Raw genomic sequence first — 23,013 nt, forward strand, 5'->3', positions numbered from 1 at the left:
GAGCTGAGCGCATGATCAAGCCGTTCCGCATCGACATCCCCCAGGCCGACCTCGACGACCTGACCGACCGGCTCGCCCGCACCCGTTGGCCCAACGAGGTCGCCGGCGCCGGGTGGGACTACGGCTTCCCGTTGGCGCGGCTCAAGGAACTGGTCGAATACTGGCGCACCGGGTACGACTGGCGCGAGCACGAGGCCAAGCTCAACGAGCTTCCGCACTTCAGCACAGAGATCGACGGCCAGAACATCCACTTCGTCCACGTCCGGTCCTCGAAACCGGACGCGCTCGCGCTGATCCTCACCCACGGCTGGCCCGGTTCGTTCCTGGAGTTCCTCGACGTGATCGAGCCGCTGTCGCGCGACTTCCACCTGGTGATTCCGTCCATCCCGGGTTACGGCTTCTCCGGTCCGACCCACGAGCGCGGCTGGGACGTCGTCCGGATCGCACGCGCCTGGGCCGAGCTCATGCACCGTCTCGGATACGAACGGTACGGCGCGCAGGGTGGCGACTTCGGTTCGGGCATCTCGACGGCGCTCGGCGCGGTAGCGCCCGAGCAGGTCGTCGGGGTGCACGTCAACTACCTGCCGACCCGGCCGGTACCGGACGTCGACGTCGAACTGTCCAAGACGGATGAGGCCCGGCTGGACAAGATCCGGCAACTGATAGCGAACCGCCCGCCCTACCAGGCGCTACAGGCCAGCACTCCACAGACCATCGGCTACGCGCTGACCGACTCGCCGGTCGGCCAGCTGGCCTGGATCGCCGAGCGCTTCGCACAGTGGACCGACCCCCGCTCGCAGATCAGTGACGAGCGGATGCTCACCAACATCTCGCTGTACTGGCTGACCGCCACCGCGGCCTCCTCGGCGCGGTTGCACCGGGACACCCCGCGGCGAATCGAGCCGTGCCCGGTACCGGTGGGCGTGGCGGTGTTCGCGCACGACATCACGCTCTCGGTGCGACCGCTGGCCGAGCGACTGTACGACATCAGGCACTGGTCGGAATTCGAGCGCGGCGGCCACTTCGCCGCGATGGAGGTACCGGAGCTGCTCGCCGAGGACATCCGGGAGTTCTTCCTGAACCACATCGAGCCCCACTACCGGGTCGCCACCGGCTAGCAGACACTCGACTCGACGATGCGTGCTCCCGGAGGCCGGGACGGGACCGCAGTGCACCGAGCTCGGGCATCGCACCTGGGACGAGCGAACGTCGTACGCGCGGGCGTCGACTGCGGGCCCCGGATCAGGCGATCCGATGCAGATCGCCGCCTCGTACCCGCCCGTCCAGCGGCTGGCCGTTGACCAGGCGTGCCACCTCGGCCACCGCGTACTCGCCAAGGCGCCCGAGTTCGTGCCCCTGTGACCCGGCCAGGTGGGGGGTGACCAGGACGTTCGGCAGGCGCAGGAGCGGGTGGTCCGCCGGCAGCGGCTCCGGGTCGGTGACGTCGAGCACGGCGTCGATCCGGCCGCTGCCGCAGTGGTCGGTGAGCGCCGCCGTGTCCACGAGGGAGCCGCGGGCGGTGTTGACGACCGTCGCGCCGTCCGGGAGCAGGCCGAGTCGCCGGGCGTCGAGCAGGTGGCGGGTCTCCGGCAGCGCGGGCGCGTGGATGGTTACCACGTCGCTGCGGCGGCACAACTCGTCGGTGTCGACGAGTTCGGCGCCGAGCTGCCGCGCCTCGGCCCTGCTCAGGTACGGGTCGGCGAGCAGCGGCGCGACGTCGAAGGCGCGGAGCCGCTCCAGGACCAGCCGGCCGATCCGGGACGCACCGATGACCCCGACCGTCCGCCCGTACAAGCCGGTGCCGGCGCCGGAGCGCCAATCGCCGCCGGCACGGTCGTGGGCGTACCAGTGGGCCCGGACGAGGGCCCGCTTGGCGGCGAAGACGATGGCTGCCACGGTGTACTCGGCGACCGGTACGGCATTGGCCTGCGCGGCCGAGGAGACCGCGACGCCGCGCACGAAGACCGCCGGAGTGACGTGCGCCTTCACCGAGCCGGCGGCGTGTACGACGGCGCGCAGCCGGGGCGTGGCCACGAGCACCTGCTCGTCGATGGGCGGGCAGCCCCAACCGGTGACGAGGACCTCGACCTCGCCCAGCGCGGCCCGGGCCGCTGGCGTGTCGAACGACGTGAGAACCGGGTCCGGTGCCAGTCGGACCAGCGTCCGCAGCCGCTGCAGCAGAGCCTGGGGAAAGAGGGCGGGCAGCGCCCAGGTCTGCATGGCGAGGGCGGCGGCAGGGCGGTCCGGCACGGGTCGATCTCCTGAACTGGCGGGTGTGTAAACGGTTACTTAGCAGGAAGCCTAGGCAAACGGAGGGCAGGAGGTCCATGGGTTGACTCACCTAGGTAAACGCTTTATCTTCGTGCCACCTTGTTTCGGTCACATGACGATCGTGATGATGGGAGGCCGCCGGGTGAGTGCCATCGAGACCGGGCGGCCGTCGGAGATCCGGGATCCCGAGGGCGCCACCGCCGCCCGGCGCCGGCTCGGTCATCGCCAGCGGATCCGGCGCGACCTGGTCCTCTTGCTGCTCATGGCGCCGGGTGTGGCGTACTTCCTGGTCTTCCACTATGGGGCGCTGTTCGGCAACACGCTCGCCTTCCTCGACTACGTGCCGTTCCTCGGGCTGGCGGACAGCCAGTGGGTCGGGCTGGACAACGTTCGGCAGATGGTCGGCGACCCCGAGTTCTGGAACGCCGTCCGCAACACGCTGGTGATCGCCGCGCTGCAACTCGTCTTCTTCTTCCCCGCTCCGCTCGCCCTGGCGCTGCTGCTGCACAGCCTGGTGGGCAGCACTGTCAAGCGGTTCGTGCAGAGCGTCGTCTACCTGCCGCACTTCCTCTCCTGGGTGATCGTCCTGGCCCTCTTCCAGCACATGCTGGGCGGCGCGGGCGTGCTCAACGGATGGCTGGGCGAGCTGGGTCTCGGCCCGGTCCACGTGATGGGCAACCCGGACGCCTACAAGCCGCTGGTGGTCGCGCAGCTGATCTGGAAGGAGTGCGGCTGGGCGACGATCATCTTCCTGGCCGCGCTGTCACAGGTGGACGAGCAGCAGTACGAGGCGTCGGCGCTGGACGGTGCCGGCTGGTGGCGGCGGCTGTGGCACGTGACGCTGCCCGGCATCCGCCCCGTGCTGGTGCTGCTGCTGGTACTGCGGCTCGGCGAGTTCCTCGACGTCGGCTTCGAGCAGTTCTTCCTGCAGCGGCAGGCGGTCGGCCCGGAGGCCGGCGAGGTACTCGACACGTTCGTCTACTTCACCGGCTTCGCCAACGGCGAGTTCGGGTACGCGGCCGCCGCCGGCCTGTTCAAGGGTGTCATCGGGGTGGCTCTCGTCTACACCGCCAACAAGGTCGCGCACCGGCTCGGCGAGCAGGGGGTGTACCACCGATGAAGGCCGTGACTCGGGGCAGGCAGCCGGGCTATCCCACTTGGCAGGGCCGGCCGGGGCCGGGAATCCGGATCGCCAAGGCGGCCGCCCTCGCCGTCGTCGTGCTGCTCGTCTTGTTTCCGATGTGGACGGTTGTGGCCACGAGCCTGGCCGCGCCGCAGGACGTGATCGCCAATGGCGGCTGGGTGGTCTGGCCACAGCGGGTCAGCTTCGACGCGTACGCGGAGATCCTCGACGGTGGCATCGTGACGCGGGCGCTGCTGGTCAGTGCGGGCGTCACCGTGATCGGCACGGCACTGAGCCTGACCTGCACGGTCTTCCTGGCCTACGCGCTGAGCCGCCCCGGCCTGTACGGCGGCCGGCCGATGCTGCTGCTGGTGCTCTTCACGTTCCTGTTCCCGCCCGGGATGATCCCGCTGTTCCTGGTGGTGCGTACCACCGGGCTCTTCGACCAGTACGCGGCGCTGATCCTGCCGTTCCTGGTGAACGTCTTCAACCTGGTGGTGATGCGGGGGTTCTTCCAGTCGATCCCGGCCGAGCTGCTGGAGGCGGCCCGCATCGACGGTGCCGGCGACTGGGCGGTGCTGTGGCGGGTGGTGCTGCCGCTGTCCAAGGCGGTGCTGGCGGTCGTCGGACTGTTCTACGCGGTCGCGTACTGGAACCGCTTCTTCGAGGCCATCATCTACTTCAACGACCAGTCGAAGTGGCCGATCGGCACGGTGCTGCGGCAGTACGTGACCAGCGGGGCCGACATCACCGGCGAAGCCTCCGCGGTCGCCGCGCCACAGTCGACGCAGATGGCCGTGGTCGTGCTCGCCACCGCACCGATCGTCTGCGTGTACCCGTTCCTACAGCGGTATTTCGTCAAGGGCGTACTCACCGGAGCCCTCAAAGCCTGATCTCCACCCTCCTGAGAGGACGGACGTCATGACTGTTCACGCTACCCGGCGGTCGGTGCTGAAGCTGGCCGGCGTCGGCGCGCTCGCCGGGACCACCGGCCCGCTGCTCGTCGGCTGCGGCGACGGCTCCGGTGGTGACGTCGGCAACGCCGGCAAGGACCTCGCGCCCTGGCCCGCGTACCTGCCGTTCGCCGGCCCGCCGCCGGACGCGCCCGGCGACGAGACCGGCGTGCAGCCGCTGTACCTGACCTACCCGAAGCAGGTGGTCCGGTCGGTCAGCGACACCGTCGGCGACGGCTCCGACGTCACCGCGCTGGTCGTCACGTACGGCGCCCCGCCCAAGCCGGTGGAGGCCAACCGGTACTGGCAGGCGATCAACAAGGCGCTGAACGTCAATCTGAAGATCATCGTCGTCCCGGACGCCGAGTACGGCCAGAAGATGACCACCCTGATGGCCTCCGGCGACGACCTGCCGGACATCATCATGTTCACCAACCTGACGCTGCCCCGCGCGGCCGAGTTCATCCAGGCCCGGTGCGCCGACCTCTCCGACCTGGTCGGCGGCGACGCGGTCAGGGACTACCCCAACCTGGCCAACATCCCGACCCGCACCTGGCAGGGCATGGGCCGGATCAACGGCCGGATCTACGGCGTCCCGCTGGAGCGGCCCGTGCCCGGAAACAGCCTGTTCGTCAACCGCACCGCGCTGCACCAGGCCGGCGTGCCGAAGGACTGGGACGTCGAGGGGTACGTCGCCGCGACGACGAAGGTCACCGGTGGCCGGCGATGGGGTATCGCCGGTTCCAAGTCGCTGTTCGGCGGCCTCGGCGCGGTCACCTACCACGCCGGCTCGATGGGTGCCCCCAACGGTTGGCGGGTCGACGACGGGACGTTCGTCAGTACGCTGACCACGCCGCAGTTCGCGGAGGCGCTGGGCGTGATGCGCCGGCTCGCCGAGGCCGGGGCTTACCATCCGGACACCCTGACGCTGAGCGCCACCGACCTGCAGACGTTCTGGTACAACGGCACCGTCGTGTCGATCACCGACGGGTTCGGCACCGTGGCGTTGTCGAACATCTCCAAGATCGACCGCCGGTTCGAGTTCGACCTCGGCCGCCCGTACGGGCCGAACCCGACGCCCTGGCGCGGCAACAGCCTCTTCGGCTACGTCACCTTCAAGAAGGCCAGCACCGACCGGGTCAGGATGCTGCTCCGGATCGCCAACTACCTCAGCGCGCCGTTCGGCACCGCCGAGTTCGAGCTGGCCAACTACGGCGTCGAGGGCGTGCACCACACGAAGGACGGCGGCGGCATCAGGACCACCGAGCTGTACAAGGTGGAGAACAGCACCAACCTGCCGGTCAAGTACCTCGGTGTGGCGCCCGCGGTGCTGTACCTCCCCGGATTCCCCGAAGCGGCTCGGGCCGCCTACGAGTGGGAGAAGGAGGTCCTGCCGAAGAGCGTCGCCAACCCGGAGGTCGGCCTGCGATCGGCGGCCGTGAGCAGTAAGGGCGCCGAGCTGAACCGGATCGTCGGCGACGCGGTCTCGGCGATCGTGTTCGGCCGCAGGCCGGTCTCCGCCTGGACGGACGCGGTCACCCAGTGGCGCCAGGCCGGCGGCGACAAGGTCGCCGAGGAGCTGGCCGTCGAGTACGCGGCGGCGAAGTGATCGCCGGCGGCGCTACCGGAAGCGGGGGCGGACCGAGTCGCGCACGACCAGGTGCGTGCCGAGAGTGACGTGTGGTGGTGTGCCGCCGCGTGCCTCGTGCTCCAGCGCGAGCCGCACGGCGGTGCGCCCCACCTCCTCGTGCGGCAGGTGCACGGTGGTCAGGCCGAGGTCGAGCGAGGGTGGCAGGTCGTCGAAGCCGACCATCGACACGTCGTCGGGCACCCGCAGCCCGTGCTCGGCCAGCGCCTTGTGCGCACCGCCGGCGATGAGGTCGTTGAGGCAGAAGACGGCGGTGAAGTCCGGCGGGCCGGCGGCGAGCCGCTCCTTCATCATCCGGTAGCCCTCGTGCCACTCCATCGTGCCCTCGACCTCCAGCGCCGGGTCGTGCGGCACGCGGTGCGCGTCCAGCGCCCGCCGGTAGCCGGCCAGCCGCCCGTCGGCGGTGGTGTAGCCGGGACGGCGGCCGACGAAGAGGATCCGCTCGTGCCCTGCGGAGAGCAGGTGGCTGGTGGCCGCGAAGGCGCCGCCGGCGTTGTCGTACTCCACCATCACCGCGGGCACGTCCGGGCCGAGCGGAGGCCGGCCGCACAGCACCAGCCGGGAGCCGATCGCGGCCAGGGCGTGCGCGTACTGGCTCATCCGCTCCCGGTACCTGTCGTCGGCCACCACGTTGCCGACCAGGATCACCGCCTCGGCGTGCTGCTCCCGCATGAACTTCACCATCGCCAGTTCGCGCTCCGGGTCACCGCCGGTGGTACCGATCAGGCACAGCCGACCCTCGGCGGCGGCCTGCGTCTCCACCCCCTGGGCGACGTGCGCGTAGTGCGGCGAGATCACCGAGTTGAGCACGATGGCGACGCTCTTGCTGGGCGTACCGGCCAGGGCGCGGGCGTGCGCGTTGGCCACGTAGTCAAGTTCCTTGACCGCCCGCATGACCCGGGCCCGGGTCGCCGGCGCGGCCGGGTAGCTGCCGCTGAGGATCCGGGAGACGGTCGCGACCGACACGCCGGCCCGGTCGGCGACCTCGCGGATCGTGGAGCGCCGCCGACCGCCCACAGGTTCAGCCGCCCGCCGTGCCATCGTCCCCCATCCCGTGCAACTGTTCCGGAAAACGGTTACAGAAACGTGCGGCCGTGTCAACCCGCCGGCCATCGCACGGGCGCGCCGCCGCCGGCGGGCAGGCGGGTGTACCCGGGCTCGGCGCCGAGGGTCACCTCGACGCGCTCCCCGTCCGGGAACGTCACCGCCACCCGGTCGCCGTCGACCAGCACGGTGACCGACTCGGCGACCGCGACCGGGTCGACGCGGTCGCCGGTGAGCGCGACCATGCAGACGTAGACCGCGCTCCCGCCGGGATGGTCCGGCGCCGTCAGGTACGGGGTGGCGGAGCAGACCCCGTACGCGTTCGCGTCCAGCGCGCGGGCCGCGGCGGCATCCCGCAACCCGTGCCGCGCGATCGCGACGCTGGCGAGGCCGTCCGGCCGCCGCACCCGGGCCCACCCGGGCCCGGTGTCGACGGCCGGCGGGCGGGCACCCGCCAGCGCGTACCCGCCGTCGCGCACCGAGTGGCCCGGCGGCGCGGTCACCCGGTGCACCCGCAGCTCCCACGGCCCGCGCACGACCGACGCCGTCTGCACCCGTACCGGACCGCCCGGCAGGTCGTCGGAGTACGCGGAGGCGGCGAACCGGTCGTAGGCGGCGATCGGTTCGATGCGGCGGCGGCGGGATATCGTGCCGTCCGGCGCGACGACGGCGAGGTGCCCGTCCACCGCCCGGGTGCGGGCCTCCGCACCGGTCTCCGGGGCGGCGTGCGAGGCGTACCCGAAGCGGGTGTAGTGCGGGTCCTCCAACCCGTTGGCGGCGAGGTGGCGGGCCCGGTCGCTGCCGTGGTTGACCAGCCGGACGATCCCGTCGTGGCCGGTGGCGTGCAGCAGCCAGCCGGGGGCGGGCATCGCGACGGTGTGGTCAGCCTCGTCGATCGGGGCGGCGGCCTCGCGCACCGTCCAGGCCGGATGGTCGGCGGGCAGCAGCAGCCCGAGGAACGCCTTGCTGGCCCAGTACGGCGACGCCGGCCCGGAGTAGTGCTGGGTGCACGGCAGGAACCGCTCGTACCAGCCGAGGTCGAGCAGCCCCCGCTCGTCCGGCACGCCCCGCTCGTGGAAGTGCCGCAGCACACCGCTGGCGATCCGGCGGGTACGACCGGCCGGCAGCGGGCTGGCGTCGGTCAGCTCGCCCAGCCAGAGCGGGGCGACGCTGGCGAAGCGGTAGCACAGCGAGCGGCCCTGGTGCACCGGGGCGCCGTCGCGGGCGAACATGTGCTGGTACTGCGCCAGGAAGAGGCGCAGCCGCTCCCGGTACCGGTCGCCCCGTTCCCGGTCACCGGACATCCGGGCCCACATCAGCGGATAGAGCTGCATCGCCCAGCCCGCGTAGTAGTCGAAGCACTGCCCGGCGCCGTCGGTGTACCAGCCGTCCCCGACGTACCACTGCTCGATCCGCTCCAGGCCGGCGTCGATCCCGGCCGGGTCGTGCGGCGCGCCGAGGTTGGCCAGGAACTGCTGGACCATCACCGGGAACAGCACCCAGTTGCTCTGCCAGGTCCGCTTGCCGGCGACGCCGGCCAGCCAGTCGACGACCCGTTGCTGCACCCTCGTGTCGAGCCGGTCGAACAGCCACGGCCGGGTCTCGTGCAGGGCGATCGCGATCGAGGCCGCCTCCACGAGGTGTTGGGAACAGTCGCCCGGGGCCGGCCACGCGTACCGGTGTGCCGGGTCGGTGCCGTGGGCGAGGCCGTCCGCGTACCGCTCGACGAGGGCCGCCGGCACGTCGCCGCCGGCGCCGGCGATCCGGAACCCGGCGAGCAGGAACGTCCGGGCGTACCCCTCCAGGCCGTCGCTGGACAGGCCGGCGCCGCTCGGCCGGCCGGGTAGGCGCACCTGGGCGAAGCCCGGCACGGCATAGGGCACCACCGCGTCGAGCAGGTGGTCGGCGGCGGCTTCCCAGTGCGCCCGGGTCCACCCGGTGAAGGGCGAGAGCCAGCCATCGACAGGTGGGAGCGAGGTTAAAGCGTTTGTCACGATGCGGAGGAGCATATAGCAGAGCCGCGGCGGTGATCAACGACGCCTCAGCAGCGCTCTCATGCACCAATCTCGCCGTTGACATCGATGCAACTCTCTGGTTACGTGCACGCAATAGTAAGCGTTTCCACAGCGAGCCTCCGAGCCGCGATCCCCCGAAGTGGAGTGCGCTATGCCCCAACTGCCCAGACGTAGCCTGCTGATGGGCGTCGCGATGGCCGGCGTCGCAGCCCAGATCCCCGGCGCCCGACCAGCCGCAGCCCAGACCCGGACCGCGCCGGTGGGTCCGGAGGCCGTCCCCTCCCCCAGCGTCGACGCCGGCGTGCCGCTTCGCTGGCTCGACGGCGGCACACCCCGCGCTCTCGTCGGCGCCACCTGGGGCGTGCCCTGGCCCCGCGGCGCCCTCCCCCGCGGCCGGGAGCTCTCCCTGACCACCGCCGCTGGTACGGCCGTACCCGTGCAGTCCTGGCCGATCGGGTTCTGGCCGGACGGCACGGTGAAGTGGACCGCTCACGCGATCGGCACCGGCGTCCCGCCGGCCGCGGACTACCTGCTGCGGCCCGGCCAGCCGGCCGCGCCGGAGACTCCGTTGCGGGTCACCGAGACCGCCAGGGTGATCGAGGTGGACACCGGCGTCGTCCGCTGCCGGATCGCCCGTCGCGGTCGGGTGCTGGTGCCCTCGATCGTCCGCGCCGACCGCACCGTCGCGGCGAACGGCACGCTCGTCTGCCTGCGCAAGGACGGCCCCGGGGACCAGGAGGCGGGCACCCTGCGCCAGGAGCGGTTCACCAGCGACATCCGCGCGGTGACCGTCGAGCAACGCGGCCCGGTGCGGGCGGTGGTGCGGGTCGACGGCCGGCACCGCGCCGACCGGGGCCGCCGCGAATGGCTGCCGTTCACCATCCGGCTGTACCTCTACGCCGACAGCGACGGCATCCGGATGGTGCACAGCTTCGTCTTCGACGGCGACGAGCGCAAGGACTTCATCAGCGGTCTCGGCGTCCGCTTCCAGGTGCCGATGACCGACCAGCCGCACGACCGGCACGTGCGGTTCGCCGGGGAGGGCATGGAACGGACCGAGGGGCTGGCTGGGGTGCTCGGCGAGGCCGTCCGGGGCATCACCGGCCTGCGCCGCGACCCGGGTGCGGCGGTACGGCAGGCGCAGATCGCCGGAGAGCGCACCCCCGACGTCTCCACCTGGGACACCCGGGTGACCAACCGGCTGCACCTCGTGCCGGCCTGGGGCGACTACAGCCTGCGGCAGCTCTCCGACGGCTGCTTCGACATCCGCAAACGTACCCGGGCCGGGCACGGCTGGGTGCAGGTCGACACCGGCCGGCGCGCCAGCGGCCTCGGCTACGTCGGCGGTGTCTCCGGCGGTCTCGCGTTCGGCATGAAGGACTTCTGGCAGCTGCACCCGACCCAGCTCGACATCCGGGGCGCGGCCGGGGACACCGCCGAGGTCACCGTCTGGCTCTGGTCGCCCGATGCCACCCCGATGGACCTGCGCTTCTACCACGACGGGATGGGCCAGGACAGCTACCCGGAGCAGCTCGAAGGGCTGGAGATCACGTACGAGGACTACGAGCCCGGCTTCGGCAGCCCGTACGGGATAGCGCGCACCACCGAGCTGTCCTTCTGGGCGCTCGACCGCACGCCGTCGGCCGAGCGGTTCGCCGAGCTGGCCGCGGCTGTCCGCACCCCGCCGCTGGTCGTCGCCCCGCCGGCGCACCTGCACGCGGCCGGCGTCTTCGGCGACTGGAGCCTGGTCGACCGGAGTACCCCGGCACGGCGGGAGATCGAGGACCGGCTCGACTTCCTCTTCGACTTCCACCGTGACCAGGTGGACCAGCGTTCCTGGTACGGATTCTGGAACTACGGCGACATCATGCACAGCTACGACCCGGACCGGCACGTGTGGCGGTACGACGTCGGCGGGTACGCCTGGGCCAACTCGGAGCTCTCCCCCGACCTGTGGCTGTGGTACCAGTACCTGCGCTCCGGTCGGGCCGACGTGTTCCGGTTCGCCGAGGCGATGACCCGGCACACCGGCGAGGTCGACGTCTACCACCTGGGCACGTACCGCGACCTCGGCACCCGGCACGGGGTGCTGCACTGGGCCGACAGCGCCAAGCAGCTGCGGATCAGCAGCGCCGCGTACCGGCGTTTCTACTATTTCCTCACCGCCGACGAGCGGACCGGCGACCTGATGCGGGACCTCGTCGACGCCGACCGCACGTTCCTGGCCCTGGACCCGATCCGCAAGATCCGCACCGAGCCGTACCAGCCGGACCCGCACGCGCTGGGGATCGGGTTCGGCACCGACTGGAGCGGCCTCGCCGCGGCCTGGCTCACCGAGTGGGAGCGCGGCGGCGACCCGATCGCCCGGACCAAGCTGGTCAACACCGCCCGCTCGATCGCCGCCCAACCCAACGGGTTCATCCAGGGCGACGGCCTCTACGACCTGGCCACCGGGCTGTTCGCGATCGGCGCGCCGAAGGTGAGCGTGGGCTCGCTCGGCGCGGTGTTCGGCCTGGTCGAGATGTGCAGCGAACTCGTCGACCTGCTCGGCCTGCCGGACTTCACCGACGCCTGGTTGCAGTACTGCCGGCTCTACAACGGCACGGCCGCCGAGCAGATCGCCGAGACCGGGCAGTCGTTCGGCAACCTCAACCTGCGCCAGGCCCATGCCCGGCTCACCGCCTATGCCGCCGCCGGGACCGGCAACCCGGCGCTGGCCGCCCGCGCCTGGCAGGAGTTCCACACCGGCCACGCCGGCTACCCAGGCAATCTCGACTGGCGCTCGGTCCGCATCGAGGCGCCGGCCGTACTGAAACCCGTCGACGAGGCCAGTTTCGTCTCCACGAACGCGAGTTCCCAGTACGGCCTGGCCGCGATCCAGTGCCTGGCGCTGGTCGGAGACCACCTACCCGCTCAGGAGGACCGATGAAACGTTTGTCGAAGCTCTCCGTGGTGACCGCCGCGGCAACCCTGCTCACCGGCGCCGGGGTGGTGGTCGCGCTCGACGCGGCCGCCGCGACAGCCCGGTACGAGGCCGAGAACGCGCCGGCCACCTGCGACGGCACCATCGCCGCGAACCACTCCGGATACTCCGGCAGCGGGTTCTGCGACAGCTTCGCCACCACCGGGGCGGCGGCCCAGTTCACCGTCGACGCGCCCAGCGCCGGCACCGCGACCCTGGACATCCGCTACGCCAACGGCGCCGCCGCCGGCCGGCCGGCGGACATCAGTGTCAACGGCGGCCTGGTGCAGCCCGGGTTCGCGTTCGACGGCACCGGCGGGTTCAACCGGTGGGCGACCCGGACGCTGACCGTGCCGCTGAACGCCGGCAACAACACCATCCGGCTCGCCGCGACGACCGGCGCGGGACTGGCGAACATCGACTACCTCGACGTCACCACCGGCGGCACCACCCCACCACCGGCTGGCGCCCGCCGGATGGAGAGTCTGGGCCGTGCTGTGGTGGCCGTGCGGTCGAGCAGCACGCAGGTGCTGGTCTCCTGGCGGCTGCTCGGACTCGACCCCGCCGGGATCGGCTTCAACGTCTACCGCTCCACCGGCGGCGGTGCGGCCGTCAAGCTCAACCCGTCGGTGCTGACCGGCGGGACGAACTACACCGACACCACCGCGAACCTGGGCCAGTCGAACACCTACCACGTACGTCCGGTGGTCGACGGTGCGGAGCAGGCGCCGAGCGGGTCGTTCACGCTGACCGCCAACCACGCCACCGAACCGGTGGTCCGGGTACCGCTGCGCGCCGGCGGCGCGGTCAAGTTCGTCTGGGTCGGCGACCTCGACGGCGACGGCGAGTACGACTACGTGCTCGACCGGCAGACCTCCCCGCAGACCGTAGAGGCGTACCGGAGCAACGGCCAGTTCCTCTGGTCGGTCAACATGGGCCCGAACAGCACCAACCAGGACAACATCGAGGGTGGCTCGGCCACCATCGACGTCGGCCACAACGACGGCGTCACCGTCTACGACCTCGACAGCGACGGCCGCGCCGAGGTCGCGCTGCGGATCGCCAACGGTGTGCGGTTCGGCAACGGCACCACCTTCACCAACAGCGACAACAACCGACAGTTCATCGCCATCCTCGACGGCCTGACCGGAGCGCCCCGGGCCACCGCACCGGTACCGACCGACTACCTGGCCGACGGCCCCATGTACGCCCGCTTCGGCGTCGGCCACCTCGACGGGGTCAACCCGAGCCTGGTCGCCTTCATGAAGAACCGGATCGGTAGCGGCGACTTCAACCTGATGATGGCCGCCTGGCGGTTCACCGGCCAGTCCCTGACCCAGCAGTGGAAGTGGCTGCGCGGCAACCAGAACACCCCCGACGGGCACAACACCCGGATCATCGACGTCGACGGCGACGGCAAGGACGAGGTCGCCGAGATCGGCTTCGTCCTGAGCGGCAACGGCACCCTGAAGTACTCGCTGGGACCGCAGGGCATCATCCACGGCGACCGCTTCCACATCGCCAAGATGGACCCCAACCGGCCGGGCCTGCAGGGCTACGGCGTCCAGCAGGTCAACCCCAGCGGCCTGCGCCAGTACTACTACGACGCGACCAACGGCGCCATCATCTGGCGGCACGTCGAGTCCGGCACCGCCGACGTCGGGCGCGGCATGGCCGGCGACATCGACCCGCGCTTCCCCGGCATGGAGGTCTGGTCCTTCTCCGGCCTCTACAACGCGCCCACCAACCGGCTCGCCGAGCCGAACACCTCGCTACAGCCGTGGCCGCAGCTCGGGCTGTGGTGGGACGGCGACGTCACCATGGAACTGCTCAACGACGGCAAGATCGAGAAATGGAACCCGAACAGCCCGACCGCGAGCGGCAGCGTCCCCCGGCTGGTCAGCACGTGGAACTACGGCGCGGTCAACGCGAGCCAGGGAGTGCAGCCCACCCTCGTCGGCGACATCCTCGGCGACTGGCGTGAGGAGGCCGTCTACACCAACGCCAGCTACAACGAGCTGATCATTTTCACCACCGACCAGCCCAGCGGCACCCGGCTGTACACACTCGCGCACAACCCCGCGTACCGCAACGCCATGACCCTCAAGGGGTACATGCAGTCACACCACGTCGACTACTTCCTCGGCGCCGGCATGAGCGCACCGCCCCGCCCGAACATCACCTACCCCGCCAGGTAGGGCGAACCGCAGCTCAGCAACAGGCGCCACTGCGCACCACCGACAACCGGGAGGTCGGCACCGTGTTCCTGAACCGAAGAGCATTCGCACCGCTCGCCACCATGTCCACGCTGGTCACGGCAGACGCCGCACGGACCGGGCCGCCAGCGGCGTCGGCGGCGCCCAACCCGGCGTACGTGTTCGCGTACTTCACCGAGACCAGCCACCGTCGCAACGCCGGCCCGGTCCTGGCCGGGCGGCCCGAGCTACGGCGGGGGCAGGTACGGCACCCGGACCGTCAGGTCGGCGCTGCGGGCGGACTCCATCCCGTGCTCGTCGACCGCGACGACGGTGAGCACGTGGGTCGTTGCCTGCGGGAGGGCGAGCACGACCACCGGTGCGGCCGTTGCCTCCGCGATGACCTCGGCACCGCGGTACACCCGGTACCCGACGGCGGGATCGTCCCCTGCCGGTTGGGTCCAGGTAAGTGTCAGCGCACCGGTCATCGGGTTGGCGGACGCCACCCGGAAGTCGGTGGGGCGGGCGGGGCGGGCGGTGGGGCCGGCCGGGGTGGTGACGGCTACCGCCGGGCTGGCCGGGCTCTGGCCGCACGTGCCAGGCAGGGTGGCGATGACCCGCAGGCGCAGTGCCGTGGCGGAGGGTAACCCGCTGAGCACGGTCGTCGTACCGGCGCTTGTGCCGACCGCCACGTCGCCGGTGTGGATCGTGTAGCCGCTCGCCCAGGCGTCGTACTCCCAGGAGAGCCGGACCGACGACGCGGACAGAGCGGTGGCCGTGAGAGCGGCCGGGCGCGGCGGACGGGTCTGGCACTCGGCGGTGTTTCCGGCGACCGCGACGGCGGGTGACTCGTTGCCTCGGGCGTCGAATGCCGTGACCTGGAAGGTGTACCCGGCGGCGTGGTAGAGACCGCGCACCGTCGCGGACGTGCCGGTGGAGATCGCCACGCGGCGTCCGGACTCGTAGACGGCGTAGCGGGTGGCTACGGTGGACGGCGGCCGCCACCCGAGGGTGAGCGTGGTGTCGGTACTCGCGGTGACGGCCGGGTCGGCGGGTGGCGCCAGTGTGCTGGCCGTGCCGGCCGCGGTCACCACGGCCACCCGCATGGCCGGCACGGCTGGGCCGGAGCAGCGGGGGTAGTGGCTGACCTCGAAGGTGTACGGCGTGCCAGGGCTGAGGCCGCCGACGCGGATTCCGGATTGGGTGGTCGTGAGCGGGCCGGCGGGGCCGCCGGTGACCACGGTCGTGCCCGGGTCGCCGTCAAGGGTCCAGGTCAGCGTGACGGCCGAGGCGGTAACGGCGGTGGCGGCCAGGCCGCTGAGGGTGCCCGGCTCGCAGGTCGGCGGCACGCCGGAGATGCCGAGGTGGCGACTGATCGGGGCGGAGTGGGCCGACTCGCGACCCTGGTCGTCAACGGCGGTGACGGTGTAGGTGCGGGTGCGCGCGAAGCCCAGGTTGGTGAGCGGCGCGTGGGTCGTCGTGTTGCGGGTGATCTCGACTCCGCTTTCGTAGACGCGGAAGGCGCGGGCCCGCCCGTCCGGCGGCTGGCGCCACGAGAGCACCCCCGACTCACCGCCCGCGCTGACGGCCAGGTCGGTCGGTGCCGCCAGCGGGCCGGCCGCCGTCGAGGCGGGTGTGCCGCCGGCGGGAGCCGCCGTGGCAGCCGCGCTAGCGAAGGCCAGGAACGCCGCAGTCACCATTGCCGCATGTCGCACGCCGCCTCCCACATCTAGGATCACATCGAAGAATGAGGATGCCTGGCTTGTCAAGAGCCAGGGCGAATCTTCTCAACCACTCCCATGGCGGCCTGATACACCCCCTCGGGACGAGGCGAACGATGCCGGCTGCGGCACTAGCATCAGACCTGCCGCCACTCTTCCGGGCGCACCTGCGACCGTAGCCTGATCGGCCCGAGACGTCTCCTGCCATGCGGGGACACGCAAAGGGCGTCACGCAACCAGTCTCTTGGGGGACTCCATGACGACCGCCGCCGATGACGCCCGCCGATGCGCGCGTGCCCTCGTCGCGAGCCTGGATGAACAGCAGCGCCACCTGGTCCGCGGCGACCTCACCGACTCCCACCTGCGGCAGTGGACCTATCTGCCCGGGGACCGGCCCGGCCTGTCGATGGAGCACCTCACCGCCGCCCAGCACGCACTCGCGATCGATCTGCTCCGGTCGGCCCACTCCCCCGACGGCGGCGATCTCGCCGTCGGTGCCGTCGAGATCGAGCGGGTCAGGCGGAAACTGGCGACCGGCTCGCCGCCCGGGGGTGACCGCTACTGGCTACGGGTGCTCGGCGACCCGGACGGCGACGAGCCGTGGGGCTGGCGGATCAACGGCCACCACCTGGCCGTGCACGTCGTCGTAACGCCCGGCGGCACCACGTTCACCCCGCACTTCGTCGGGTCCGAACCGGCCGTCGTACCCTCCGGACCGCACGCCGGCCGCCGGATCCTCGGCCCCGAGGAAGACCTGGCCCGCCAGCTGGCGATCGGGCTCGACCCCGACCAACGTGCGCTTTGCATCAGCGCCGACGTCGCTCCGGACGACATCCTCACCCGGGCCGACCCGGTGGCCGACCCGACGCTGCTGCCCGAAGGTATCGGCCGTGACCTGCTGCGTCCGGCACAACGGGAGGTCCTCGACCAGTTGGTCCATCGCTACCTCCACCGCGTACCGGCACCGTACGCGCAAGCCTGCTGGCGCGACGCCGAGGCGGCGGGCCTGCACCGGATCCGGTTCGCGTGGGCGGGCCCGACCACACCCGGTGCGGGTCACTACTACTGCATCCAGGCACCCCAGTTCCTCATCGAGTACGACAACACCCAGGACGACGCCAACCACGCCCACTCCGTATGGCGGCATCTACGCGACGACTGGGGCAGCGACCTGCTACGCGACCACTACGCACGGCTCCACAACGCGCCTGACCAAGACTCGCAGAGCCACGGTTTCCGTCAGCACCAACCGACGCGGCCGCGACGACCGCGTTAGGACGAAAGGCAGTCGGGGGCGGACCAGTTGTCAGCTACCGGCCGGGTCCAGCGGGGCGATGTAGCCGTACAGTGCCTTCTTCAGTTCGGCGGTCAGCGCTCGGCGCTCGGCGCCTTCGACGGCGACGATGGGCGGCATCATGGCCGCGACGATGCGGACCGAGACCATGGCGGCGAGGTCGCGTTCGGCGGCCGGCAGGGTGGGGATCCGGGCCTGGATGACGGCGGCGACCCGGTCGACCACCGCCTCGTGCAGCGGGCGGGTGGCCGCGTGCGCGCCGGCTGGCATGTCGGTGTTCGCCAGCAGTGCCTTCGCCCCCGGATGGCTCACGTTGAACGTGACCAGCGGGTCGACCATCCGGTCGATCAGCTCGTGCAGGGTGAGGTCGGTGACCCGGGAGAGGTCGAACGCCGAGGAGTGGGCGGCCCGCATCTCCTCCACCAGGTGGGTGGAGAGCGCCTCGGCGATGGCCTCCTTGTTGGGAAAGAACTGGTACAGCGAGCCGGGTGACATGCCGGCGCGGGCGGCGATCGCGTTGGTGCTGGTGCGCTCGTAGCCGTTCTCGGCGAACAGGGCCAGCGCGGCGTCGAGGATATCGGCGATCCGCTGCCGACCCCGCGCCTGCCGTTTGACCTCCTGCGGCTGTTTCACCGGCGTCCCATCCCGACCGCGAAGCCACCTTGACGAATACGAGTGACCGCTCGTATGGTGGCGAACACGGGCGACCGCTCGTATTTGAGCCTAGCAGGGGACCGTCATGCCTGTGCTGCACCGCCTCGGCACGTTCGTCGCTCGGCACCGCCGCGTCACGCTGGTCGTGGGCCTGATCGCGACCCTGGTCTTCGCCGCCGTCGGAACGGGCGCGATGGGCGCCATGGTGCTCAGCCGGTGGGAGGCCCCGGGTACCGAGTCGGTGCACGCCCAGCGAATGCTGCGACAGCAGTTCCACACCGGCAACGCCAACCTGATCCTGCTCGTCACCGCCCGCACCGGCACCGTGGACAGTGCGCCGGTCCGTGACGCCGGGCAGCGCCTCGCCGCAGACCTGGACGGCCGGCCGCTGGTCCGGGACGTGTGGTCGTACTGGTCGGAGGGGAACGACCCGACGCTGCGCGGCACGGACGGCCGTCAGGCGCTGATCCTGGCCTATCTGGAGGGTGACGCCACCACCGCACGGCAGGAGATCAGGGAACGCCTGCTGCCCGCGTTCACCCTCGTCGACCGGGCGATCGACGTACGGGTAGCCGGTGCGGAGGCGGTGTCCGCGCAGATCAGCGAGCAGGCGGCGGCGGACTTCGTCCGGGCCGAACTGCTCATCGTGCCGCTGATGTTCCTGCTGCTGTACGCCGTGTACCGCCGGGCCCGGCTCGCGCTGCTCACCCTCGGCGTGGGGCTGTTCTCCGTGCTCGGCACGCTCGCCGGCCTGCGCCTGCTGGCGAGCCTGACCGAGGTGTCGACGTTCGCGGCCAACATCACGCTGGTCATGGGGATCGGTCTCGGCGTCGACTACTGCCTGTTTGTCATCGCACGCTTCCGCGAGGAACTGCACGCCGGCGCACCGGTGTCCCATGCGGTCGCCACGACCGTGCGTACCGCCGGCCGCACGGTCATCTTCAGCGGGCTCACCGTGGCCGCCTCTCTGTCGGTGCTGCTGGTGTTCCCGTACTCGTTCCTGCGCTCGTTCGCCTACGCCGGCGTTCTGGTCGTCGCCATGGCGGTGATCGGCTCGCTCACCCTGCTGCCCGCGGCATTGGCCGCGCTCGGCCCCCGCGCCGCACGGCGTGGATCGGCGCCCGGTGCGCCCGGACAGTACTGGCACCGCTTCGGGGCGCAGGTCATGCGCCGGCCGCTGCCGTTCGCCGTCGCCGGTCTGCTCCTGGTCGGCGCGCTCGGCGCACCGGCGTTGGGACTCCGGATCGGGCTGCCCGACGACCGGGTGCTACCACCGTCGGCGTCCACCCGGCAGGCGTACGACCAACTGCGCGCCAACTTCGCCCAGGAGCCGAACGACGCGATCCAGGTCATCGCCCCCGACGGGCGCCCCGACGCCGCCGCGGGGTACGCCGCCGAACTGTCGCGGATCGACGGCATCGCCCAGGTCAACTCGGCCGCCGGCGTCTTCGTCGACGGAGCGCTGGCACGCACCGCGCCACGCCCGGAGCGGCTGACCAGCCCGGACGGCAGCCGTCTGGAGGCGATCCCGACGCGTGAGGTCCTCGCCAGCACCGAGGTCTCCGCCCTGGTCGAACGGATCCGCGCCACCCCGACGCCGTACGACCGGGTGGTGGTCGGTGGATACCCCGCCGAGCTGACCGACTTCCGATCCACCCTGATGCAGCGGGTCCCGCTGGTGGTCGCGCTGATCCTGACGATCACGTTCGTGCTGCTGTTCCTGATGTCCGGAAGCCTGCTCATCCCGGTCAAGGCCACCGTGCTGAACCTGCTGAGCCTGTCGGTGATGTTCGGTGCCTTGGTCTTCGTCTTCCAGGAAGGAGCCTTCTCCTCGCTGCTGGGCTTCACTCCGATCGGCACCCTCGATCCCGCGTTCCCGATCCTGATGTTCTGCGTCGCGTACGGGCTGTCGATGGACTACGAGGTGTTCATGCTGTCCCGAATCAAGGAGCGGTACGAGATCACCGGCGACAACACCCGGGCGGTCCTCGAAGGACTCCAGCGCAGCGCACCCCTGATCACGGCCGCCGCCGTCATCCTGGCGGCGTCGTTCTCCCTCTACGCCACCGGCCGGGTCATGTACCTCCAGATGATCGGCGTCGGTGTCACGGTCGCGATCCTGGTCGACGCCACCGTCATCCGCGCGGTGCTCGTGCCCGCGTTCATGCGGCTGTCCGGCCCGGCCAACTGGTGGGCGCCGGCGCCGCTCCGCCGGCTCCAGCGCCGGATCGACCCACACGGTTCGACTCCACCGGCCCAGCCCGTTCCGGAATCTGACACGACGCTTCCGGTGAGATGACCCTCGGGCCGGTGGTCCGCCGGAACCACCGGCCAGCCCGGTCAGCCTCGATCTGGAGATCGTCGCGTTGCGGTCGCCGGGTTGGCTACCGCATCGCAACAGGTTGATCGGCCGCGATCGGTGGCCGGGCGCCGCCGGCCAACAGGCCGCCGATCAGCAGCCCGAGCCCGACGGCCTGGCAGAGATTCAGCATCAGGGCTACACCCGCACTGATGATGCCGAACTCTGCCGCAGAGTGGTCGGCACGCAGCAGCGTGGGGATCGACGCCAGCCACGCCACGTTTGCCAGGACTCCGAACAGGAGCACGCCGCAACCCGCGACGGCGAGACCCTTGGCCAGTCGGGAGAGCCGGTCGCGACGGGCTGCCAGCAGGATGAGACCAACCACCAGCACCAGCACGATGGGTACCTGCACGACGCCCTGCACAAGCACGAACTGGACCTGCTCCTCGAACACACCGCCTCCGATCCTTGGGCACGACGACGGACACGCTAGCCGGCACGAGCAAGCAGGTTCTAGCGGTGCGGACACGGCGTAGTGAACGACCGAGGTCGGAGGACGCTGGTGGGCCGGGGCGCCCGGCCCACCAGATCCTGGCGTCGCCGCTCAGGCACAGGCGAAGAAGCTCCAGGTCACCCACTGGTTTGATGGGTACCGGTAAACCTGTGCACCGGCGCACGCGGCGTTGCTGCCGTCGACCATCCGCGAGTACACCGGGTTGAGCCACAGGTTGGGCGAGTACTGGTCGGTGCCGGAGACACCGTCCTCCCACGCGGACGGGTGCGCGCTGTAGTCGTTGTACGCGGCCGCGTTCTCGTAGTGGAACTCGCTCCAGTTCGCCACGCAGCCCCCGGAGTACCGGAGGTACCCGGTGCCGACCTTGCGCGACCCGTCGTACACTGCGGTCCCGCTCGAGCTCCACTGCCAGCCGTTGTTGTAGCAGCCGGTGGAGTACGGATCCAGGCCGGTGATGCCGGAGACTGCGGCGGCTGGTGTGGCAGCGGCGGTGAGGATCGCTGTGGTGATCGCCAGGGCGGCTGCTATCCGGCCCAGTCGTACCCGCACGTTGTCGGTCATGTGCCCTCCTCGTTCACTGAACCTTTTTCAACCTCCCCTTGCGGTCCGGCGGACCGCAAGGTCGGCCGCGGTGCGTAAGCGCCGCGCGGTCCAGGTTGAAAAAGGTTCACTTCTGCGGGCGTTCGCTTCTGCTCGGCCCGTGAATTCACGGTAGGAAGTGCCGACCGGTGGCCCCGAGTGGCTTTGCGGCGGAAGAATGGCAGGCAAAGTGCCTTGCGCCGTCAGGCGTCTAGTGATAGCTGCCAATCGGCGGTGGACCGGCACCCTGGCGGCATGCCGGGATCGGCACGAATCGACGCCAATAAGCCGGTGCAACCGTCGGTGCCGATGCCGTAGACGATGGCCCGGAGAATGTCGGCCCCGAGCCGGTCTGCGCTCCGAGATTGTGCGAGCTGGCGGTCGAGGATCGTCCGCCAGACCGGCTCCGAAAACCGTCCCGCACAGTGCGGTAGGGCCCGGGCCGCCGCGTGCCGCAGGGTTGGGCTGAAGCCCGGACTCGCGAGGATACGCCGAACCAGTGTCCGATGAGTACTGACATCGAGCACGGTCATCACCGGCAGGGCGGCGACCGCGAAGGTCTCGTCACGCCGGCCCAAACCAGCGGTCATCTCAGTCAGGACCGCTTCCCCCAGCGTCTCGCGTAACGGCGTGGCGGCGAGGAGCTGGCCGTGAAACAGCCGCCGGTCGGGGTTCGAGCTGTAGAGCGCCTCCTCGATCAGGCTGACGAGGACATCGTCGAGCTCTGCCACGTCGCCGCACCCACGGGCTTGGACGAGACGGGCCAGCTCGCAGCTGACCGTGCGTGCCGTGCCGGGCTCGGCGAGCCGGTCCGAGGTCCACACCCAGTGGGCGATCGGATCGCGTGGCACCGCCCCCTGCAGAACGGACCGTTGGCCGGCGCGGCCCGCCAGCCGGCGAGCCACCTCGACGGACAAGGCGATCCGGCCCGGATCGGACGGCGTTTCGCACATCCTCTCGCGAACGACGGGGACGAGCTGCCGCAACTCGGCCTCGACGAAGTGCCCGTACTCGATCTTCCGCAGCGCGGCGCGCAGTGCGCCCTGGAAGGCCGGTTCACCCTCGGGATGCGTGATCTGCTGGACGATGTACCGGTTGGCGGCGCCGTCCGAGACGACATCGAGCAGGCCCAAGGGCTCGATCACGGCCGGTGACGTGCCGTCCTCGGCCAGTGCGATACACGCGGCGACGGCATGGGACCGGGCGGCCGGATGCTCCAACAGCCGGCTCATGGCTTCGTTGCGCAGCAGCCACTCCAGCTTGTCGGCGGCGACCAACTCGGTCAACAACCGCTCCGCGAGCACGCTCCACAGTTTCGGCGGATGCAGCACGAGCCCCGGAGCCGACTCGATCTGCTCGGTCAGTCGGGCCCATTCTGCGCCGTCCAACGCGTCTCCGGCGCTAATCTTTTCGACCGTGATATGAAATGTGGCACCGTCGAACCGCCCGGCGCTCGGCTGCCGTCGAGTTGGCGTTTCGAGGCGCAGCAACGCGTCGGCGATTGTCGTCAGCTGTCCTGCCGGCAAGCCGAGCAGTTGCTCGTACCGTCGAATGACCTGCCGCCCGGGAGCCACCTCGCCATGCTCCCACCGCGTGACCGAAGAGGACGCCGAGTGCCCCAGGGCGCGTGCGAACTCGCGCCCGGAACGCAAGATCCTATCGGGGCCGAGTTTTCGGTTCGTCCCGAGTAGCCAGCCGATCTTACGGCGCACCGAAACCTGAGCCACGCGTCATGGTC

Annotated in this window: 16 protein-coding genes; 8 read left to right on the top strand and 8 right to left on the bottom strand. The window is 70.9% G+C overall.

Annotation, left to right across the window (positions count from 1 at the left end):
- The first annotated feature begins 11 nt into the window (after positions 1-11).
- The gene (locus AAH979_RS05595) at positions 12-1,118 is read left to right on the top strand and encodes an epoxide hydrolase family protein (RefSeq protein WP_346256941.1); all 1,107 of its coding nucleotides are present in this window, start codon (positions 12-14) and stop codon (positions 1,116-1,118) included.
- 124 nt (positions 1,119-1,242) lie between these two features.
- Here AAH979_RS05595 and AAH979_RS05600 read toward each other — a convergent pair whose 3' ends face one another.
- The gene (locus AAH979_RS05600) at positions 1,243-2,250 is read right to left on the bottom strand and encodes a hydroxyacid dehydrogenase (RefSeq protein WP_346256942.1); all 1,008 of its coding nucleotides are present in this window, start codon (positions 2,248-2,250) and stop codon (positions 1,243-1,245) included.
- A gap of 163 nt (positions 2,251-2,413) precedes the next feature.
- Here AAH979_RS05600 and AAH979_RS05605 point away from each other — a divergent pair, with 163 nt between their 5' ends.
- From AAH979_RS05605 to AAH979_RS05615, 3 genes are read left to right on the top strand one after another with little or no spacing between them, the layout of a single operon-like run.
- A complete protein-coding gene (locus AAH979_RS05605) occupies positions 2,414-3,391 on the top strand; it encodes an ABC transporter permease subunit (protein WP_346256943.1) in 978 nt (325 codons plus the stop codon).
- Complete coding sequence (locus AAH979_RS05610) at positions 3,388-4,287, top strand: carbohydrate ABC transporter permease (RefSeq protein ID WP_346256944.1); 900 nt, start codon at positions 3,388-3,390, stop codon at positions 4,285-4,287. Before AAH979_RS05605 ends, AAH979_RS05610 begins: the two co-directional genes overlap by 4 nt.
- A gap of 28 nt (positions 4,288-4,315) precedes the next feature.
- Entirely contained in the window at positions 4,316-5,956 is a 1,641-nt protein-coding gene (locus tag AAH979_RS05615) for an extracellular solute-binding protein (RefSeq protein ID WP_346256945.1), read from the top strand.
- A gap of 12 nt (positions 5,957-5,968) precedes the next feature.
- On the opposite strand, the gene AAH979_RS05620 is transcribed toward AAH979_RS05615, so the two are convergent.
- Both AAH979_RS05620 and AAH979_RS05625 read right to left on the bottom strand, forming a co-directional pair.
- Positions 5,969-7,012 (bottom strand): LacI family DNA-binding transcriptional regulator, encoded by a 1,044-nt coding sequence (locus AAH979_RS05620; protein ID WP_346256946.1) that lies wholly within the window; start codon positions 7,010-7,012, stop codon positions 5,969-5,971.
- Positions 7,013-7,092: 80 nt separating this feature from the next.
- Complete coding sequence (locus AAH979_RS05625; protein ID WP_346256947.1) at positions 7,093-9,033, bottom strand: DUF2264 domain-containing protein; 1,941 nt, start codon at positions 9,031-9,033, stop codon at positions 7,093-7,095.
- A gap of 172 nt (positions 9,034-9,205) precedes the next feature.
- On the opposite strand from AAH979_RS05625, the gene AAH979_RS05630 reads away from it, so the two are divergent.
- Both AAH979_RS05630 and AAH979_RS05635 read left to right on the top strand, forming a co-directional pair.
- Complete coding sequence (locus AAH979_RS05630) at positions 9,206-11,983, top strand: hypothetical protein (protein ID WP_346256948.1); 2,778 nt, start codon at positions 9,206-9,208, stop codon at positions 11,981-11,983.
- On the top strand, positions 11,980-14,214 hold the full coding sequence (locus tag AAH979_RS05635; RefSeq protein WP_346256949.1) for a carbohydrate-binding protein: 2,235 nt from the start codon (positions 11,980-11,982) through the stop codon (positions 14,212-14,214). Before AAH979_RS05630 ends, AAH979_RS05635 begins: the two co-directional genes overlap by 4 nt.
- Before the next feature lie 245 nt (positions 14,215-14,459).
- Here AAH979_RS05635 and AAH979_RS05640 read toward each other — a convergent pair whose 3' ends face one another.
- Entirely contained in the window at positions 14,460-15,926 is a 1,467-nt protein-coding gene (locus tag AAH979_RS05640) for a fibronectin type III domain-containing protein (RefSeq protein WP_346256950.1), read from the bottom strand.
- A 262-nt stretch (positions 15,927-16,188) separates the two neighbouring features.
- Here AAH979_RS05640 and AAH979_RS05645 point away from each other — a divergent pair, with 262 nt between their 5' ends.
- Positions 16,189-17,208: a DUF3500 domain-containing protein gene (locus AAH979_RS05645; RefSeq protein WP_346256951.1), complete on the top strand. Its 1,020-nt coding sequence runs from the start codon at positions 16,189-16,191 to the stop codon at positions 17,206-17,208.
- Between the two features lie 30 nt (positions 17,209-17,238).
- On the opposite strand, the gene AAH979_RS05650 is transcribed toward AAH979_RS05645, so the two are convergent.
- Complete coding sequence (locus AAH979_RS05650) at positions 17,239-17,859, bottom strand: TetR/AcrR family transcriptional regulator (RefSeq protein WP_346256952.1); 621 nt, start codon at positions 17,857-17,859, stop codon at positions 17,239-17,241.
- Between the two features lie 106 nt (positions 17,860-17,965).
- Here AAH979_RS05650 and AAH979_RS05655 point away from each other — a divergent pair, with 106 nt between their 5' ends.
- Positions 17,966-20,179 (top strand): MMPL family transporter, encoded by a 2,214-nt coding sequence (locus AAH979_RS05655; protein ID WP_346256953.1) that lies wholly within the window; start codon positions 17,966-17,968, stop codon positions 20,177-20,179.
- An 85-nt stretch (positions 20,180-20,264) separates the two neighbouring features.
- Here the strand turns inward: AAH979_RS05655 and AAH979_RS05660 are convergent, their stop codons facing one another.
- From AAH979_RS05660 to AAH979_RS05670, 3 genes are all read right to left on the bottom strand, one after another.
- Positions 20,265-20,636, bottom strand: a complete 372-nt coding sequence (locus AAH979_RS05660) for a hypothetical protein (protein WP_346256954.1) — start codon at positions 20,634-20,636, stop codon at positions 20,265-20,267.
- A 150-nt stretch (positions 20,637-20,786) separates the two neighbouring features.
- Positions 20,787-21,257 (bottom strand): DUF2690 domain-containing protein, encoded by a 471-nt coding sequence (locus AAH979_RS05665; protein ID WP_346256955.1) that lies wholly within the window; start codon positions 21,255-21,257, stop codon positions 20,787-20,789.
- 221 nt (positions 21,258-21,478) lie between these two features.
- Positions 21,479-22,849 (bottom strand): hypothetical protein, encoded by a 1,371-nt coding sequence (locus tag AAH979_RS05670; RefSeq protein ID WP_346256956.1) that lies wholly within the window; start codon positions 22,847-22,849, stop codon positions 21,479-21,481.
- Between the last annotated feature and the right edge of the window lie 164 nt (positions 22,850-23,013).

It is taken from the genome of Plantactinospora sp. ZYX-F-223, assembly GCF_039649625.1.
Lineage (GTDB): Bacteria > Actinomycetota > Actinomycetes > Mycobacteriales > Micromonosporaceae > Plantactinospora.